Annotated in this window: 16 protein-coding genes and 1 other annotated feature; of the genes, 9 read left to right on the forward strand and 7 right to left on the reverse strand. The window is 56.3% G+C overall.

Translation table 11 applies throughout. The features are described from left to right. Positions 1–150: 150 nt before the first annotated feature. From M2416_RS25305 to M2416_RS25315, 4 genes are all read right to left on the reverse strand, one after another. A complete protein-coding gene (locus M2416_RS25305; protein WP_041146360.1) occupies positions 151–1,509 on the reverse strand; it encodes an APC family permease in 1,359 nt (452 codons plus the stop codon). After that, a complete protein-coding gene (yoeI, locus tag M2416_RS27020; RefSeq protein ID WP_115193916.1) occupies positions 1,499–1,564 on the reverse strand; it encodes a membrane protein YoeI in 66 nt (21 codons plus the stop codon). The genes M2416_RS25305 and yoeI overlap by 11 nt, the downstream gene beginning before the upstream one ends. Positions 1,565–1,798: 234 nt before the next feature. Continuing rightward, positions 1,799–2,689: a LysR family transcriptional regulator gene (locus tag M2416_RS25310; RefSeq protein ID WP_076945652.1), complete on the reverse strand. Its 891-nt coding sequence runs from the start codon at positions 2,687–2,689 to the stop codon at positions 1,799–1,801. A 38-nt stretch (positions 2,690–2,727) separates the two neighbouring features. Then, a complete protein-coding gene (locus tag M2416_RS25315; RefSeq protein ID WP_045859504.1) occupies positions 2,728–3,552 on the reverse strand; it encodes an SDR family oxidoreductase in 825 nt (274 codons plus the stop codon). A 175-nt stretch (positions 3,553–3,727) separates the two neighbouring features. Between M2416_RS25315 and hisL the strand changes: the two genes are divergently transcribed. The 9 genes from hisL (at position 3,728) to hisIE (ending at position 10,984) form a co-directional block, all read left to right on the forward strand. Beyond that, positions 3,728–3,778, forward strand: coding sequence for a his operon leader peptide (gene hisL / locus M2416_RS25320; RefSeq protein ID WP_115193915.1), 51 nt, complete (start codon positions 3,728–3,730; stop codon positions 3,776–3,778). Next, positions 3,754–3,876, forward strand: a sequence feature (His leader region). Its footprint overlaps the gene before it by 25 nt. Positions 3,877–3,922: 46 nt before the next feature. Next, positions 3,923–4,822 carry an ATP phosphoribosyltransferase gene (gene hisG / locus M2416_RS25325; protein WP_076945653.1) on the forward strand — a complete coding sequence of 300 codons (900 nt, stop codon included), beginning with the start codon at positions 3,923–3,925 and terminating at the stop codon, positions 4,820–4,822. Between the two features lie 57 nt (positions 4,823–4,879). After that, positions 4,880–6,184: a histidinol dehydrogenase gene (gene hisD, locus M2416_RS25330; protein WP_259227445.1), complete on the forward strand. Its 1,305-nt coding sequence runs from the start codon at positions 4,880–4,882 to the stop codon at positions 6,182–6,184. Continuing rightward, positions 6,181–7,242 carry a histidinol-phosphate transaminase gene (gene hisC, locus M2416_RS25335; protein ID WP_259227446.1) on the forward strand — a complete coding sequence of 354 codons (1,062 nt, stop codon included), beginning with the start codon at positions 6,181–6,183 and terminating at the stop codon, positions 7,240–7,242. The genes hisD and hisC overlap by 4 nt, the downstream gene beginning before the upstream one ends. Then, complete coding sequence (gene hisB / locus M2416_RS25340) at positions 7,239–8,306, forward strand: bifunctional histidinol-phosphatase/imidazoleglycerol-phosphate dehydratase HisB (RefSeq protein ID WP_118842210.1); 1,068 nt, start codon at positions 7,239–7,241, stop codon at positions 8,304–8,306. Before hisC ends, hisB begins: the two co-directional genes overlap by 4 nt. After that, complete coding sequence (gene hisH / locus M2416_RS25345) at positions 8,306–8,896, forward strand: imidazole glycerol phosphate synthase subunit HisH (protein WP_076945657.1); 591 nt, start codon at positions 8,306–8,308, stop codon at positions 8,894–8,896. The genes hisB and hisH overlap by 1 nt, the downstream gene beginning before the upstream one ends. Beyond that, positions 8,896–9,633 (forward strand): 1-(5-phosphoribosyl)-5-[(5-phosphoribosylamino)methylideneamino]imidazole-4-carboxamide isomerase, encoded by a 738-nt coding sequence (gene hisA / locus M2416_RS25350; protein WP_076945658.1) that lies wholly within the window; start codon positions 8,896–8,898, stop codon positions 9,631–9,633. The genes hisH and hisA overlap by 1 nt, the downstream gene beginning before the upstream one ends. Beyond that, the gene (gene hisF / locus M2416_RS25355; RefSeq protein ID WP_041146369.1) at positions 9,615–10,391 is read left to right on the forward strand and encodes an imidazole glycerol phosphate synthase subunit HisF; all 777 of its coding nucleotides are present in this window, start codon (positions 9,615–9,617) and stop codon (positions 10,389–10,391) included. The genes hisA and hisF overlap by 19 nt, the downstream gene beginning before the upstream one ends. Further along, entirely contained in the window at positions 10,385–10,984 is a 600-nt protein-coding gene (gene hisIE / locus M2416_RS25360) for a bifunctional phosphoribosyl-AMP cyclohydrolase/phosphoribosyl-ATP diphosphatase HisIE (protein ID WP_041146370.1), read from the forward strand. The genes hisF and hisIE overlap by 7 nt, the downstream gene beginning before the upstream one ends. Before the next feature lie 110 nt (positions 10,985–11,094). Here hisIE and M2416_RS25365 read toward each other — a convergent pair whose 3' ends face one another. The 3 genes from M2416_RS25365 to M2416_RS25375 are packed head-to-tail and all read right to left on the reverse strand — an operon-like array spanning position 11,095 to position 16,569. Further along, the gene (locus M2416_RS25365) at positions 11,095–14,418 is read right to left on the reverse strand and encodes a GT99 family glycosyltransferase N-terminal domain-containing protein (protein WP_259227448.1); all 3,324 of its coding nucleotides are present in this window, start codon (positions 14,416–14,418) and stop codon (positions 11,095–11,097) included. Beyond that, the gene (locus M2416_RS25370) at positions 14,418–15,746 is read right to left on the reverse strand and encodes an ABC transporter ATP-binding protein (protein WP_076945661.1); all 1,329 of its coding nucleotides are present in this window, start codon (positions 15,744–15,746) and stop codon (positions 14,418–14,420) included. The genes M2416_RS25365 and M2416_RS25370 overlap by 1 nt, the downstream gene beginning before the upstream one ends. Continuing rightward, entirely contained in the window at positions 15,736–16,569 is an 834-nt protein-coding gene (locus M2416_RS25375) for an ABC transporter permease (protein WP_041146373.1), read from the reverse strand. Before M2416_RS25375 ends, M2416_RS25370 begins: the two co-directional genes overlap by 11 nt. Positions 16,570–16,581 lie beyond the last annotated feature (12 nt).

The following is a 16,581-nucleotide window of genomic DNA, read 5'->3' on the forward strand; positions in this document are numbered from 1 at the left end:
AGAGGGTAATCGCGTTGTGTGCGTTTAACATATTGGTTCATCACATCTTCCTCAGTGTGTGAGTAAAATGTGTCAACGCTATTCAGGACGGGTCAACGGAAACAAAAAAGCCGGAGGTCTCCCCCCGGCTTTTTTCATTCTGATACGCGATCAGGCAATGTCTTCGTACTGCGGAACCGGGTTACGGAAACGACGGGTTACGCAGGCCAGGTAGACCAGGCCGATGGTGCCCCAAATCAGGCCCAGAACCATAGAGCTCTGCTCCAGGTTGACCCACAGTGCGCCAACGGTCAGCGCGCCACAGGTTGGCAGCACCAGGTAGTTAACGTGGTCTTTCAGAGTCTTGTTACGCTTCTCGCGGATCCAGAACTGCGAAATGACCGACAGGTTAACGAAGGTGAAGGCCACCAGCGCCCCGAAGTTAATCAGCGCCGTCGCGGTGACCAGGTCGAATTTAATCGCCAGCAGCGCAATGGCGCCCACCAGCAGCACGTTAAACGCCGGGGTACGCCATTTCGGGTGAACGTAGCCGAAGAAGCTGGTCGGGAATACGCCATCGCGGCCCATCACGTACATCAGACGGGAAACGCCCGCGTGTGCGGCCATACCGGAAGCCAGAACGGTCACGCTGGAGAAGATCAGCACGCCCCACTGGAAGGTTTTGCCCGCTACGTACAGCATGATTTCAGGCTGCGACGCGTCCGGATCTTTAAAGCGCGAGATATCCGGGAAGTACAGCTGCAGGAAGTAAGAGGCGCCGATGAAGATCATCCCGCCAATCAGCGCGGTCAGGAAGATAGCCTTCGGGATCACGCGCTCTGCGTCTTTGGTCTCTTCAGACAGAGAAGAGATCCCGTCAAAGCCGAGGAACGAGAAGCACAGAATGGTCGCACCGGTAATCATCGGCACCACGTGAGCCCCTTCGGACCAGAACGGACGGGTGCTGGTCAGCGTACCGGCGCCTTCACCGTGCATGATACCGTAGATAATCAGGCCGACGATAACCGCCACGATGCCCATCTGCAGAACCACAATCAGGGTATTGAAGTTCGCCACGGCCTTGATGCTGCGCAGGTTGGACACGGTCATAAAGCCGACCAGCGCCACCACGAAGATCCACGACGGAACGGAAGGCATCAGCGCTTCAAAGTAAATCTTCGCCAGCAGGATGTTGATCATCGGCATAAACAGATAGTCGAGCAGCGATGACCAGCCAACCATAAAGCCTACGGCCGGGCTGATAGATTTCTGAGCGTAGGTGTAGGCGGAGCCTGCAGACGGAAAACGACGAACCAGTTTACCGTAGCTCAGCGCCGTGAAAAGAATTGCGATCAGCGCGAAGGCGTAGGCCGTCGCAACGTGACCGTCAGTCAATCCAGAGACGATACCAAACGTATCGAACAGCGTCATCGGCTGCATATAGGCCAGGCCCATCATGACAACCGGAATCAACGTAAGCGTTTTACGTAATTCCACGCGAGAGGTTTTTGGAGTAGCGTTATGCGACATTGTGGTCATCCCCTTTTACGGCGAAAGCCATCGCGTAAGCAAAAAATTGCCCCATTTCTGTGTATTCCTCAGCGACAACAACTGTCGGTTTTTAGTAAATATCTATCCGGTACGAAGCCCGGCCTCTTGGTATTGAATGATGTGTCTTTAAAGCAAAAAAATAACCGACACTTTAAAAAGCGTCGGCTAGTTTCTGTTTTTCAGGCCGCGTATTTTGCAACATTTACTGGCCGGATGACAAGCCGTAGGAGAGCCAAAAAATTGCAGAAATTATTTAACAGCCTAATATTCATACAATTTTAGTATTGTATATCCTGCGAATAGCATTATTTGCTAAAACCGCATTCTGCCACCATTCGCTGGCGAGGCCGGATGCGTCCTCATGCCAGCCAATCCACGCCCGGTAGAGCGGCTGATGGGCGGCAACCTCCTTCATTATCAGCTCGCCGAGGTCAAGCTGGGTCTGGGCCAGGTAGCGCGGCAGATAGCCCCAGCCAAGACCGGCGGAAACCAGCGCCAGCAGGCCGGGAAAATCAAACGCCGCCAGATTCTCCTGATCGTCAGCGGACGGCCAGCCGCCGCCGCAGATAATGGCCCGGTGGCGCTTCATCACCCGCCAGCTCAGCGGTTCCGGCAGCTGCGCCAGCGGATGCTGCGGGGCGACGACAAAAATATGCTCCAGTTCGCCGAGCGAAGTGAAACCGTAGCCGCTGAGGGCGGGCGGATCGCTTAACGCGCCGAGCACGATATCCGCCCGCCCCTCGACCAGCGCCTCCCAGCGGTCGCTAACGGTCTCGCGGCTAAAGCGCAGCTGCGCCAGCTGGTGCTGCTGATAAAACTGGCCCACCAGCGGCGCCAGTAAAGAGAAGGGAAAGGTGGCGTCCACGGCAATGACCAGCGCGTTTTCCCAGCCCTGGTGCAGCTTAATCGCCTGTTTTTCCAGCTCCCGCGCGGTGTGGAGCACTTCACGCCCCTTTTCCAGCAGCAGCTGGCCGCTGGGGGTAAAGCGCGCGCGGTGTCCGCTGCGGTCAAGCAGCTGAATATTAAGATCGCTTTCCAGCTTATGAATGGTGTAGCTCAGCGCGGAGGGCGTTTTATAAAGCTTTGCCGACGCCGCGGCAAAGCTCCCCTCTTTTTCCAGCGCATCGAGAATAACGAGGACATCCAGCAGTGGTTTCATCGCCGCCCCCTTACGGTTCGCGATTTCCCGCTGACTGATTACTCCATCGGCATGACCAGCGGGTCCGGGTACTGATACTCAAACCCCAGCTCGTAGCAGATGCGGTTGCCGTCGATAATCTTGCCGGTATCGCCGTCCGGGTTATCGGCAAACACCGGCGCCGGCAGGCCAAGTTCGCGGGCCATCTGCGGATAGAAGACGCCGCGAGCGGGATGCTTTGGCGCACATATATTATAGATGTGTCCGCCCTTCGGGGCCTGCAGCAGCAGCTCAATCGCAGCGATAACGTCCTGCAGATGGACCAGATTGACCCCCTGCTGGCCGTCCGGCGCCGACTTACCGGCAAAGAAACGTCCCGGATGGCGCGATGGCCCCACCAGCCCGGCGAGGCGTAAAATATCGACCGAGGTTCCCGGAAGGTTATGCAGCCAGTCCTCCAGCTCTTTAAGCACCCTGCCGCTGGCGGTTTGCGGATTGCGGGGGGCGCCCTCTTTCAGGGTGCCGCTGGCGTTGCCATACACCGAGGTGGAGCTGGTAAAAATGATCCGCGGAACGTGGTGGGCTAACGCGGTATCCACAATTTCCTGCACCGCCTGCAGGTAGAAATCCTCCCCCGGCCCGGTACGGCGAGCCGGCAAGGTGATCACCAGCGCATCGACGTTCATTAATGCATCCAGATCTTCGGTGTCGCAAACCAGCTGCGGTTCAAGACGCAGCGGATAGCCGTCAATTCCGCACATCCGCGCCGCCTCCACGCCATCCTGCGTCGTCTTACTGCCGGTCACCTCCCACCCACGCGCCATCAACGATAGCGCAAGGGGCATACCCAACCATCCTAATCCGACAATCGCGACCTTTTTCATACTCTGGCTCCTGGCTCTTTCGCTGTGCTGACTTAAGGCTACGCCAGCCGGCGGCGGCTGACAATTTCTTCGGTGAATATGAAATGAATTAATGATAGTAAAAAGCCCTTGCTTTATGCCGCTGAACTGGTTTAGGTTAAAGGCATCAAATGCATAGTCATTCAAAGAGAATTTTATGAACTGCGTTCAATCTAAAAACCACCATCATCACCATCATCCTGACTAGTCTTTCAGGCGATGTGTGCTGGAAGACGTTTGGATCTTCCAGAGGTGCATGAACGCAAAGAGAGCCCCCGGAAGATTTACTTCCGGGGGCTTTTTTTTGAATTAAATTCGGACAGATTCAGACAGGTATAAGAGGAAAAGAAGAATGTTAGACAACAGCCGTTTACGCATAGCTATTCAAAAATCAGGCCGCCTGAGCGAAGATTCACGCGAATTATTGAGCCGCTGCGGCATCAAAGTGAATCTGCACACTCAGCGCCTGATTGCGCTGGCAGAAAATATGCCGATCGATATTCTGCGCGTGCGTGATGACGATATCCCGGGCCTGATTATGGACGGCGTGGTCGATCTGGGCATTATCGGCGAAAACGTGCTGGAAGAAGAGCTGCTGAGCCGCCGCGCTCAGGGCGAAGACCCGCGCTACTTCACCCTGCGTCGCCTGGACTTCGGCGGCTGTCGCCTGTCGCTGGCTACGCCGGCGGACGAACGCTGGGACGGCCCGGCGGCGCTGGACGGCAAGCGTATCGCCACCTCCTACCCGCACCTGCTGAAGCGCTACCTCGATCAGAAAGGCATTTCGTTTAAGTCCTGCCTGCTGAACGGCTCCGTTGAAGTCGCCCCGCGCGCGGGCCTCGCCGATGCGATTTGCGACCTGGTGTCTACCGGCGCAACCCTCGAAGCCAACGGCCTGCGCGAAGTGGAAGTAATGTTCCGCTCCAAAGCCTGCCTGATTCAGCGCGATGGCGAAATCGCCGATGCCAAACAGCAGCTGATTGACCGCCTGCTGACCCGTATTCAGGGCGTTATCCAGGCGCGGGAATCGAAATACATCATGATGCACGCGCCGACCGAGCGTCTGGAAGAAGTCGTGGCTCTGCTGCCAGGCGCCGAGCGCCCAACGATCCTGCCGCTGGCGGGCGATAAGCAGCGCGTCGCGATGCACATGGTCAGCAGCGAAACCCTGTTCTGGGAAACCATGGAAAAACTGAAAGCGCTCGGCGCCAGCTCGATCCTGGTTCTGCCGATTGAGAAGATGATGGAGTAATCCAGCCAGCTCAGGCCCCACCGGGCCTGTCTCAGAGATTAAACAGGGGAAACGATCATGAGCTTCAACACAATCATCGACTGGAATAGCTGTAGCGCCGAACAACAGCAACAACTATTAATGCGCCCGGCAATTTCCGCTTCCGACAGCATCACACGCACCGTTGCTGAGATCCTTGATAACGTCAAACAAAACGGCGACGCGGCGCTGCGCGAGTACAGTGCAAAGTTTGATAAGACCGACGTCAAGGCGCTGAAGGTCAGCGACGAAGAGATCGCCGCCGCCGGCGAGCGCCTGAGCGACGAGCTCAAGCAGGCGATGGCGGTTGCGGTACGCAATATTGAAACCTTCCACAACGCCCAGCAGCTTCCGGGCGTGGACGTTGAGACGCTGCCGGGCGTGCGCTGCCAGCAGGTCACCCGTCCTATCGCCTCCGTCGGCCTCTATATTCCCGGCGGCTCGGCGCCGCTGTTCTCTACCGTATTAATGCTGGCGACGCCGGCGCACATCGCCGGCTGTCAGCAGGTGGTGCTGTGCTCCCCGCCGCCCATTGCCGATGAAATTCTCTATGCCGCCCAGCTGTGCGGCGTGCGTAACGTCTTTAACGTCGGCGGCGCGCAGGCGATTGCGGCGCTGGCCTTCGGCAGCGAATCGATTGCCAAAGTGGACAAAATCTTTGGCCCGGGTAACGCCTTCGTTACCGAGGCTAAGCGTCAGGTCAGCCAGCGTCTCGACGGCGCGGCGATCGACATGCCCGCCGGTCCGTCAGAAGTTCTGGTGATTGCCGACAGCGGCGCGACGCCGGACTTCGTGGCGTCAGACCTGCTGTCGCAGGCCGAGCACGGCCCGGATTCGCAGGTTATTCTGCTGACCCCGGACGCTGAAATGGGCCGCCGCGTCGCCCAGGCCGTTGAGCGCCAGCTGGCGGAGCTGCCGCGGGCGGAAACCGCTCGCGAGGCGCTCTCAGCCAGCCGCATTATCGTGGCGCGCGACCTCGCGCAGTGCGTGGAGATCTCCAACCAGTACGGCCCGGAGCACCTGATTATTCAGACCCGCAGGGCGCGCGAGCTGGTTGACAGCATCACCAGCGCCGGGTCGGTATTCCTCGGCGACTGGTCGCCAGAGTCGGCGGGCGATTATGCCTCCGGCACCAACCACGTGCTGCCGACCTACGGCTATACCTCTACCTGTTCCAGCCTCGGCCTGGCGGATTTCCAGAAGCGCATGACGGTGCAGGAGCTGTCCCGCGAAGGCTTTTCCGCCCTGGCGTCAACGATTGAAATTCTCGCCGCCGCCGAGCGCCTGACCGCCCACAAAAATGCCGTTACGCTGCGCGTTGCAGCGCTTAAGGAGCAAGCATGAGCATCGAAGATTTAGCCCGCGCTAACGTCCGTGACCTGACGCCATACCAGTCTGCTCGTCGCCTGGGCGGTAACGGCGACGTCTGGCTGAACGCCAACGAATTCCCGACTGCGGTTGAGTTTCAGCTGACCCAGCAGACCCTCAACCGCTATCCGGAATGTCAGCCAAAAGCGGTGATTGAGAACTACGCCCAGTATGCCGGGGTTAAGCCCGAGCAGGTGCTGGTCAGCCGCGGCGCCGATGAGGGTATCGAGCTGCTGATCCGCGCCTTCTGCGAGCCGGGACAGGACGCGGTGCTCTACTGCCCGCCAACCTACGGCATGTACAGCGTCAGCGCCGAGACTATCGGCGTGGCCTGCCGGACGGTGCCAAGCCTGAGCGACTGGCAGCTCGACCTGCCGGGCATTGCCGCCAGCCTCGACGGCGTGAAGGTGGTCTTCGTCTGCAGCCCCAACAACCCAACCGGGCAGATAATTAACCCGGACGATTTGCGCGCCCTGCTGGAGATGACCCGCGGCAAGGCGATCGTGGTGGCCGATGAGGCCTATATCGAATTCTGCCCGCAGGCGACGCTGGCCGGCTGGCTGAGCGACTATCCGCACCTGGTGGTGCTGCGCACGCTGTCGAAGGCCTTTGCCCTCGCCGGCCTGCGCTGCGGCTTTACGCTGGCCAACGCCGAGGTGATTAACCTGCTGATGAAGGTTATCGCCCCCTACCCGCTCTCCACCCCGGTCGCCGATATCGCCGCCCAGGCACTCAACGAGCAGGGTATTGCCGCCATGCGCGCCCGCGTCGCGCAGATCGTTGACGAGCGCGAGTACCTGGTTGGCCAGTTGCGCAACATCGCCTGCGTTGAACGCGTGTTCGACTCCGAGACCAACTACGTGCTCGTGCGCTTCAAAGCCTCCAGCGCGGTATTTAAATCTTTGTGGGATCAGGGCATTATCTTACGAGACCAGAATAAACAACCCTCATTAAGCGGCTGTTTGCGTATCACTATCGGTACCCGTGCAGAGAGCCAGCGCGTGATTGACGCTTTGACTGCGGAGAATGTATGACCCAGAAGTTTCTCTTTATTGACCGTGACGGTACGCTGATTTCCGAGCCACCGGTTGATTTTCAGGTAGACCGCTTTGAAAAGCTGGCCTTTGAGCCGCAGGTGATCCCTGCGCTGCTGAAGCTGCAGCAGGAAGGCTATCGGCTGGTGATGATCACCAATCAGGATGGTCTGGGCACCGACAGCCTGCCGCAGGATGAGTTTGACGGCCCGCACAACCTGATGATGCAGGTATTTGCTTCCCAGGGCGTGAACTTTGAAGAGGTGCTGATTTGTCCGCACCTGCCGACGGAAGGCTGCGACTGCCGCAAGCCGAAAACCCAGCTGGTGCTGCCGTGGCTGGAAGAAGGCGTGCTGGACAAAGCCAACAGCTACGTCATCGGCGATCGCGCCACCGACATCGAGCTGGCGGAAAATATGGGCATTATCGGCCTGCGCTACGACCGCGAGACCCTCGACTGGCCGACCATCTGCGAGCAGCTTACCCGCCGCGACCGCTACGCCCACGTTGAGCGCATCACCAAAGAGACCCAGGTCGATGTGAAGGTCTGGCTGGATCGCGAAGGCGGCAGCAAAATCCACACCGGCGTCGGCTTCTTCGATCATATGCTCGATCAGATAGCCACCCACGGCGGCTTCCGCCTGGAAATTAACGTCGGCGGCGACCTCTATATTGACGATCACCACACGGTGGAAGATACCGGCCTGGCGCTGGGCGAAGCGCTGAAGCTGGCGCTGGGCGATAAGCGCGGCATCAACCGCTTTGGCTTTGTGCTGCCGATGGACGAGTGCCTGGCCCGCTGTGCGCTGGATATTTCAGGGCGTCCGCACCTCGAATATAAGGCCGATTTTGCCTATCAGCGCGTCGGCGATCTGAGCACGGAGATGGTGGAGCACTTCTTCCGCTCGCTCTCCTACACCATGGCGGTGACGCTGCACCTGAAAACCAAAGGGAAGAACGATCATCACCGCGTCGAGAGCCTGTTTAAGGCCTTTGGCCGCACGCTGCGTCAGGCAATCCGCGTCCAGGGCGACACGCTGCCATCTTCAAAAGGGGTGCTGTAATGAACGTGGTGATCCTCGATACCGGATGCGCCAACCTCAATTCGGTGAAGTCGGCAATTCTCCGCCACGGCTATCAGCCGGCGGTGAGCCGCGATCCGGATGTGGTGCTGCGCGCCGACAAGCTGTTTTTACCCGGCGTGGGCACCGCCCAGGCGGCGATGGACCAGCTGCGCGACCGCGAGCTGATTGAGCTGGTGAAGGCCTGCACCCAGCCGGTGCTCGGGATCTGCCTCGGCATGCAGCTGCTTGGCCGGCGCAGCGAAGAGAGCAACGGCGTCGATCTGCTGGGCATTATTGACGAAGACGTGCCGAAGATGACCGACCACGGGCTGCCGCTGCCGCATATGGGCTGGAACCGCGTGTACCCGAAAGCGGGGAATCGCCTGTTCAGCGGTATCGAGGACGGGGCCTATTTCTACTTCGTCCACAGCTACGCGATGCCGGTCAATCCGCACACCATCGCCCAGTGCAACTACGGCGAGCCGTTCACCGCCGCGGTACAGCAAGATAACTTTTTTGGCGTGCAGTTCCACCCGGAGCGCTCGGGCAGCGCCGGCGCCCAGCTGCTGAAAAATTTCCTGGAGATGTGATGATAATTCCGGCTTTAGATTTAATTGACGGCACGGTAGTCCGCCTCCACCAGGGCGATTACGGCCAGCAGCGCGACTACGGTAACGATCCGCTGCCGCGCCTGCAGTCCTACGCCGCTCAGGGCGCGGAAGTGCTGCACCTGGTCGATCTGACCGGCGCGAAAGATCCCGAAAAGCGTCAGATTGCGCTGCTCAAAACGCTGGTTGCCGGCGTTGACGTACCGGTACAGGTTGGCGGCGGCGTACGTACGGAAGAGGACGTCGCGGCCCTGCTCGATGCCGGCGTCGCGCGCGTGGTGGTAGGGTCTACGGCGGTGAAATCGCCGGAGACGGTGAAGGGCTGGTTCAAACGTTTCGGCCCGCAGCATCTGGTGCTGGCGCTCGACGTGCGCATCGATGCCGAGGGTAATAAGCAGGTGGCGGTCAGCGGCTGGCAGGAAAACTCCGGGGTAACCCTCGAGGAGCTGGTAGAAAGCTATCTGCCGGTTGGCCTGCAGCACGTGCTGTGCACCGACATCTCCCGCGACGGCACCCTGGCTGGTTCTAACGTCTCTTTATATGAAGAGGTGTGCGCCCGCTATCCGCAGGTCGCGTTCCAGTCCTCCGGCGGCATCGGCGATCTTAACGATATCGCCGCCCTGCGCGGAACCGGCGTTCGCGGCGTCATTGTCGGCCGTGCCCTGCTGGAAGATAAATTCAACGTAACGGAGGCCATTCAATGCTGGCAAAACGGATAATCCCCTGCCTCGACGTTCGCGACGGCCAGGTAGTGAAAGGCGTGCAGTTCCGTAATCATGAAATCATCGGCGATATCGTCCCGCTGGCGAAGCGCTACGCCGACGAAGGCGCGGATGAGCTGGTCTTCTACGATATCACCGCCTCCAGCGACGGCCGGGTGGTCGATAAAAGCTGGGTTTCCCGCGTGGCGGAAGTTATCGATATTCCGTTCTGCGTCGCCGGTGGGATTAAGTCGCTGGAAGACGCGGCGCAGATCCTCTCTTTTGGCGCAGACAAGATTTCGATTAACTCCCCTGCCCTGGCCGATCCGACGCTGATTACCCGCCTCGCCGATCGCTTTGGCGTGCAGTGCATCGTGGTGGGTATCGATACCTGGTTCGACGCCGATACCGGCAAGTACCACGTTAATCAGTACACCGGCGACGAAGCCCGCACCCGGGTGACCCAGTGGGAAACCCTCGACTGGGTAGAGGAAGTGCAGAAGCGCGGGGCCGGAGAGATCGTGCTGAACATGATGAACCAGGACGGTGTGCGTAACGGCTACGATCTTGCGCAGCTGAGCAAAGTCCGCGCCGTGTGCCACGTGCCGCTGATCGCCTCCGGCGGCGCCGGCACGATGGAACACTTCCTTGAAGCCTTCCGCGACGCCAACGTCGACGGCGCGCTGGCAGCATCGGTGTTCCACAAGCAGATTATTAATATTGGTGAACTGAAAGCGTACCTGGCAGCACAGGGCGTGGAGATTAGGGTATGTTAACTGAACAGCTGGACTGGCAAAAAACCGACGGCATGATGCCGGTCATCGTACAGCACGCTATTTCCGGCGAAGTGCTGATGCATGGCTACATGAATCAGGAAGCGCTGGCGAAGACCGAAGAGAGCGGAAAGGTGACCTTCTGGTCGCGCACCAAACAGCGCCTGTGGACCAAGGGCGAAACCTCCGGCAACTTCCTCAACGTGGTGAGCATCACGCCGGATTGCGACAACGATACCCTGCTGGTACTGGTTAATCCGATTGGCCCAACCTGCCACAAGGGCACGTCCAGCTGCTTCGGCGAAGCGGGACACCAGTGGCTGTTCCTGTATCAGCTCGAGCAGCTGCTGGCCGAGCGTAAGCACGCCGACCCGGAGAGCTCCTATACCGCGAAGCTGTACGCCAGCGGCACCAAGCGCATTGCGCAGAAGGTTGGCGAGGAAGGCGTGGAAACGGCGCTGGCCGCTACGGTCCATGACCGGTTTGAGCTGAAGAACGAGGCCTCGGACCTGATGTATCACCTGATGGTGCTGCTGCAGGATCAGGAGCTCTCCCTGCAAGACATCATCGCCAACTTAAAAAGCCGTCATCAGTAAACCCGGCGGATTTAAGGCATAAAAAAGGCCGGAAGTTGAACAATCCTTATGAAGGATCCCGTTCAGCTTCCGGCCTTTTGCTATGCAGCACCTGAGGCCGTCGACGATGGCTAGCGGTTGCGCTTAAACTCCGCGACCTTCTTCGCCAGCAGCTCTTCACTGGCCTTGATCAGCGAGGTGTACTGCGAGTTTTCAAAGCCCCACAGCGTAGACTGCTGCTCTTCCGCATAGCCCACCAGGAACGGAACCGTGGTCACAACCACCAGATCTTCTGCCGATTCAACGTAGCGGTCGATAGTATTGGTCTCAGCATTGATGTTCGTTTCATCCCAATTTGAGATCAACTCCATCCCGCTACGGGAGTAGATATTCATCACCATGCTGGTCATTTTATCGATGTAGACGTATTCAATACCGTCAATCTCCCTGACATCAATGATTTTGGTATCGTCATGAAGGTGGGCGATGATACCGGCAAAAATATGCCATTTGATCTCAGTGGCCTGCAGGTGGTCGATAATCTTATTGAGCTTCTGGTCGTAATCAAGCGGGAAGATAACGTCATCTTCACAGATAATGCCCATTTTCGCCCTGCTGGCCAGCATCCTGGAAAGCATATATTTATAGCTCATCCCACAGCCAATCCAGCCAATACGGTAGCGAATACCGTCAAAGAAGCTGAATCCGTGGGAAGGACTTTTAAAGAAGGCCTTTCTACGCACCGGCGTTTCCGACAGCGACAGGCACAGACGCGGCATATCGCTTTCCTCGATATCATCGAAGGCGTAGCTGCTTTCGTACTGTGAGAACGTGAGCTTATCAATCGACAGCAAATAACGCTTCAGATAGACGTTATTTTTCTTATCTTCAGCGGTGAAGCGCGCAATGTCCGCCCGCTTCTCGCGGTAGTGTTGCTCATCAGACAGCAGCGTCTGGAGCTTTTCTACCATCGCCTGAATATCGCCAACCGGGCAGAAATCAATCACCCCCTGCAGGTCCTGATGTTCTTCAATATCCGCACTGCTTTCACTCACGATCGGCGTGCCTAATGACAGCGTTTCATACAAACGCGTCGTCTCAAGCAGCGCATCCTCATAGTAATGGATATTAATAACAACCCGCGCGTCCTTGACCATTTTGGTCAACCGATCGCCAAACACTTCGGAAGCAACGGTAACGTTGAAATGCTTCTTCAGCTCCTGCAGATACGCCTTACGACGTTCGCAATTGGGATCGCCGTAGAATAAAACATCAGCAGCCTTATCGCCCTTGCGATCGCTCAGGTCATAGCCGATCTGCGTGAGATAAGCGGGATAGTCCGCGTAGCTGGAGATCGGCATATAGAACAGCTTCTGATAGGGAATTCCCTGCTGCAGAAGGTATTCGATATTTTTCAGCGAGTAATCAAATATCGCTACCGCGTTATTCAGGCGGGCAAAATACTCCTCGGTAAACCATCTTGAGTTGACCGATTGTTCCATCTGGAAAGCGATATAGTGCTTAGGCAGCTGCTTAAACATCTGTGGACAGACGACGATATGCAGTTGACCGCTGTCATGTTCCTCAACGTATGACGTACTGACCTGCGCAGTAAGGCCATTCTCAAGCAGACTCTTCTCGATAAGATGAGCAACGAATAATGTGTGCTGCGTTGCGAGAATACGCACATCACCGTTATCAAGGAACGCCGCTGCCGGCGCGGAATCCGTCGCCGCGCGGTTGAATACGCGTTTAAAACCGTCCGCCGCCCCTTTCCAGTTACCGGACATAATGAGGCGCAGCGCGGTTTTATACTTCGATTTTGACAGCAGGCCACCGGAAAGCAGGAAGCGCGATAGCGTCCCGTTACCCGAGGTTGCATGATAGCGAGTCATCGCCCTTATTGTAGAAAATTCACCGCGGCAAATTCGGCCCGACATACGTACCGGCATGGTCAGCTTCCATGACAGGCTGTTACGCATGCGGTTGATCTCTTCTTGCTTGGTTTCCATAGCCGACATCAGGCCGGCTTTGGCGTGCGCCGCAACCTCAACCTTATCCTGCAGCTGTGCGAGGGTGGTGGTGAGTTTTTCACGTTCGGCGACTTCCTCATCCTGCAGCTGCGCGAGGGTAGCCGCGAGCTTCTCACGTTCGGCCGCTTCTGCAGCCAGCTGGTTTTTTAACAGGTCGAGCTGTTTGTTATGTTCCTGCAGGGAGTTTTCTAAAATCTTTCTCATCGCTTTGTCTTGGGAAATGGCTTCATTTATCAATGATGACAGGCTATGTGCGGCCTGTGAAAGGCTACCCGGCATATCAGCTGAGTAAAATTCGATATGCTTGCCGACAATCTCGCGCTCTTCCGGATGACCCAATCTGAATTCGAGGTACTCCTGATTGAAAACCAGATCGAAAGGAACCAGATACGAGAACAGGTAAAACGCGGCAGCATTGACCGTGGCTGAGGCTTCGGCTAATTCATTGATAAAGGCGTAAGAGCAGTCACCTAAAACCGTCGTTTTCTTGCCGGTTAATATTGCCTCAAGACCGACGCTTGAGTTAATGGTGAAGACTTCGTTGCACTGATTAATGAAGGCAAGGCTATTGGCTGAGTCATCGATTGTAAAAACGTCGTCCCTTAAGCGGAACAGGCTACCCGGATGCGCGCGCACCAGGATGTCCTCTTTTTCATAGCGCTGACGAACGTACGAAAGCAGCGAAATGTTAGTAAAGTCGTGATTGTAGGCGATCAGATTGGAGTCATCCTCAACCTGAAGCACGACGCCGGCCGCAGAATGAGTGGCCGCTTCTGCGGGCGGTAAAACCTCAAGAAAATAGTTGTGCAAATCGCCCAGCGAGGCCTTGATATCGAACTCGGCCTGACATTTTTCATAGCGAGCGCTGGCTTCGGTCCCGCCATTGACGCCGGCAAAGTCCAGATAGGCAGTGTTGCGATACATCGGTGCTCGCAGCGGACCAATCTCGATGTGCATCACCTCTTTCCCAAGCGTCCTGGCGACATGCTCCAGGGAAGGACAGTTGCAGATAGAGATAAAAGTGTCGATCTGGTCAATTATGTCTTTTTTGCTATCCAGCAAAGCGTGCAGTTCTGTCTCCAGGTCGGGGATCCGCTCGGTCAGGAACGCCGAAAATGATTTAATCGGATCGTGATGGTGACGAGAAAGCAGCGTTTCGTAGAAGGCGTTATCGAGCATCAGGTACTCATGACGCGCCATGCTTTGCGCATTTGGCAGTTCATAGCCAAGCGAGGCCATCGACGCCGGATCAAATTCCCAGCGTGCGCGCTGAGCTTCATCATCAGTAACGCTGAGATAATCCTCACCGGTAATAAACAGAATGCTATCCGTTGCGCAGTGAAGATATTTATAAAACATCCATAAATAAGGGGCCTTAAGCCCCCTGAACGGATAGGGAGGTAAAAATACAGCCAGCATCATTACTCTCCATTCGAAATAATTTTCAACGGAGCGTGAATCACACCACCCAACTCCCTTGCGGACCAGAATTTAACTTTCATCATCGGACGACGCTGATCGAGTTCTTCCCGATCGCCGTTGCCAACCTTGGCCAGGCCACAGTGAATGAGATAATCGCCCGAGTTAATAGGCAGCGTCGCTTTATATACGATACGCTGGCGGCCGGGTCGCAGGGTAATTGCTGAACCGGCTCCGATATTACTGTCTCCCCAGATATCGCCCCCCTGCGCTTTCGACATGGAGATGCCTAACGCGATATCTTTAATTTCTTCGCTAGCCAGAATGGTAAAATCAAAGGTCACTTCTTCGCCTGATTTAATCAGTGGCTTTTCGGCCAGAGTGGTGCCATCCGATTTATAAATCGTCAGATCTTCAATAATTGCACGCGCGCTGCCGAAGCGCTTCTCACCAGTGGCCTCATTGGTGGTGCGCAGCTGAATGGCTTTCAGCTCTTCGACGCTAACTTCTTCAGCTGAACCCTGGTCCGCCGCTCGGTTTGCGGCTGGCTTCTCGCTCCCGTTAGCAAGGATCATCCCTTTTTCATAGGCCAGAACTGCGGCCAGCACATCCGTGGTATCACCAATCAGCTTACCGTGTTCCATCACCAGACAGCGGTCCGCGTATTCAAGAATGCTGCCGGTCGAATGGGTCACCATAATGATCGTTACGCCCTTCGCACGCAGCGCTTCCATCCGCTTATAGCACTTGTACTGGAAACCAATGTCGCCAACCGCCAACGCCTCGTCGACAATTAAGATCTCCGGTTCTACGCAGGCCTGAACGGCAAAAGCCAGGCGCACGTACATCCCGCTGGAGTAGGTCTTCACGGGCTGATCGATAAACTGGCCAATGTCGGCAAATTCTTCAATCTCAGCAAATTTTGCCGCAATTTGCTCTTTCGTTAACCCCAGCACCGAACCGTTCATATAGACGTTTTCACGCCCGGTAAACTCGGGGTTAAAGCCAGCACCGAGCTCCAACAGGGCAGCAATACGCCCGTTGACCCGGACTTCTCCTGCAGAAGGCGTTAAGGTTCCGCAGATCGTTTGCAGAAGCGTCGATTTACCCGCCCCGTTACGGCCGATAATACCTACGGTTTCTCCCTTCTTGATGCTGAAGGAGACATCGTCTAATGCCCAGAACTCGCGGAAATAGCAGTTGCGTTCTCTTCTGGCAACCTGCTGAATTTTTGGCACAAAAAACTGTTTTAAACGATCGGTCGGACTGGCGTAGATCTGATAGCATTTGCTCAGATTAGTGACCTGGATAGCAATTTCATTAGAGGACATCAGCAAATCCCTTCCTTGTTTTCTGGAAGAAGACAAAACCCAGCCAGGCGACAACTGCGGCGCCCATGGAATAGAGTAAAAGACCCAGGAAATTAGGCATACCGCCCCAAATCAGAACGCTTCGGGCTTGTTCAATAATAAAGGTCAGCGGGTTGAGCATAATCCAAATATGATATTTCGCAGGCAAGGCACTAATCGGGAAAAATACCGGAGATAAGAACATCATGACGGTGGTGATAATCACCGTAGTCTGGCTGACATCGCGCAGGAAAACGCCCAATGAGGCGAGGATCCACGATAAGCCAAGACAGAAAATGACTAGCGGGAAGAAAACCAGCGGCAGGAACACAATCGTCCAGTGCAAATAGCCGTTAAAAAGCACAAAGGCCACCAGCAGAACGAACAGGCTAATGCAGGTATGGAAAAGAGCCGCCAGCAGGGAAATCACCGGCAAGGTTTCAAGCGGAAATATGACCTTTTTAACATAGTTAGTGTTGCTAAGGATGATCAGTGGCGCCTTATTGATGACCTCACTGAAGAAACCGTGCACGATCATACCGACAAACAGGATTATCGCAAACTGCGTTCTGCTCTCATCGCCACCGGCGGACCAGCGAGCTTTGAACACCACGGAGAACACGAAGGTATATACGGTTAGCATGAATAGCGGGTTCAGGAAGGACCAAAGCAGGCCCATCACCGAACCTTTGTATCTTCCGATAACATCCCGTTTAGCCATCTGGAGGATGATCCCCCGATGGCCAAAAATACTACGTGCAATCTCTACGGGTGATGATGAAAGTTTTTGATGCGGGTTTTTCATTTTAAACTCGTA

This window comes from Klebsiella sp. BIGb0132 (assembly GCF_024810075.1).
Classification (GTDB): Bacteria; Pseudomonadota; Gammaproteobacteria; order Enterobacterales; family Enterobacteriaceae; genus Klebsiella; species Klebsiella terrigena.

Excerpts from the sequence above, each read along its gene's own strand:
- M2416_RS25305 (WP_041146360.1), bottom strand. The coding sequence starts at position 1,509 with ATGTCGCATAACGCTACTCCAAAAACCTCTCGCGTGGAATTACGTAAA.
- M2416_RS25310 (WP_076945652.1), bottom strand. The coding sequence starts at position 2,689 with ATGAAACCACTGCTGGATGTCCTCGTTATTCTCGATGCGCTGGAAAAA.
- M2416_RS25315 (WP_045859504.1), bottom strand. The coding sequence starts at position 3,552 with ATGAAAAAGGTCGCGATTGTCGGATTAGGATGGTTGGGTATGCCCCTT.
- hisG (WP_076945653.1), top strand. The coding sequence starts at position 3,923 with ATGTTAGACAACAGCCGTTTACGCATAGCTATTCAAAAATCAGGCCGC.
- hisD (WP_259227445.1), top strand. The coding sequence starts at position 4,880 with ATGAGCTTCAACACAATCATCGACTGGAATAGCTGTAGCGCCGAACAA.
- hisC (WP_259227446.1), top strand. The coding sequence starts at position 6,181 with ATGAGCATCGAAGATTTAGCCCGCGCTAACGTCCGTGACCTGACGCCA.
- hisB (WP_118842210.1), top strand. The coding sequence starts at position 7,239 with ATGACCCAGAAGTTTCTCTTTATTGACCGTGACGGTACGCTGATTTCC.
- hisH (WP_076945657.1), top strand. The coding sequence starts at position 8,306 with ATGAACGTGGTGATCCTCGATACCGGATGCGCCAACCTCAATTCGGTG.
- hisA (WP_076945658.1), top strand. The coding sequence starts at position 8,896 with ATGATAATTCCGGCTTTAGATTTAATTGACGGCACGGTAGTCCGCCTC.
- hisF (WP_041146369.1), top strand. The coding sequence starts at position 9,615 with ATGCTGGCAAAACGGATAATCCCCTGCCTCGACGTTCGCGACGGCCAG.
- hisIE (WP_041146370.1), top strand. The coding sequence starts at position 10,385 with ATGTTAACTGAACAGCTGGACTGGCAAAAAACCGACGGCATGATGCCG.
- M2416_RS25365 (WP_259227448.1), bottom strand. The coding sequence starts at position 14,418 with ATGATGCTGGCTGTATTTTTACCTCCCTATCCGTTCAGGGGGCTTAAG.
- M2416_RS25370 (WP_076945661.1), bottom strand. The coding sequence starts at position 15,746 with ATGTCCTCTAATGAAATTGCTATCCAGGTCACTAATCTGAGCAAATGC.
- M2416_RS25375 (WP_041146373.1), bottom strand. The coding sequence starts at position 16,569 with ATGAAAAACCCGCATCAAAAACTTTCATCATCACCCGTAGAGATTGCA.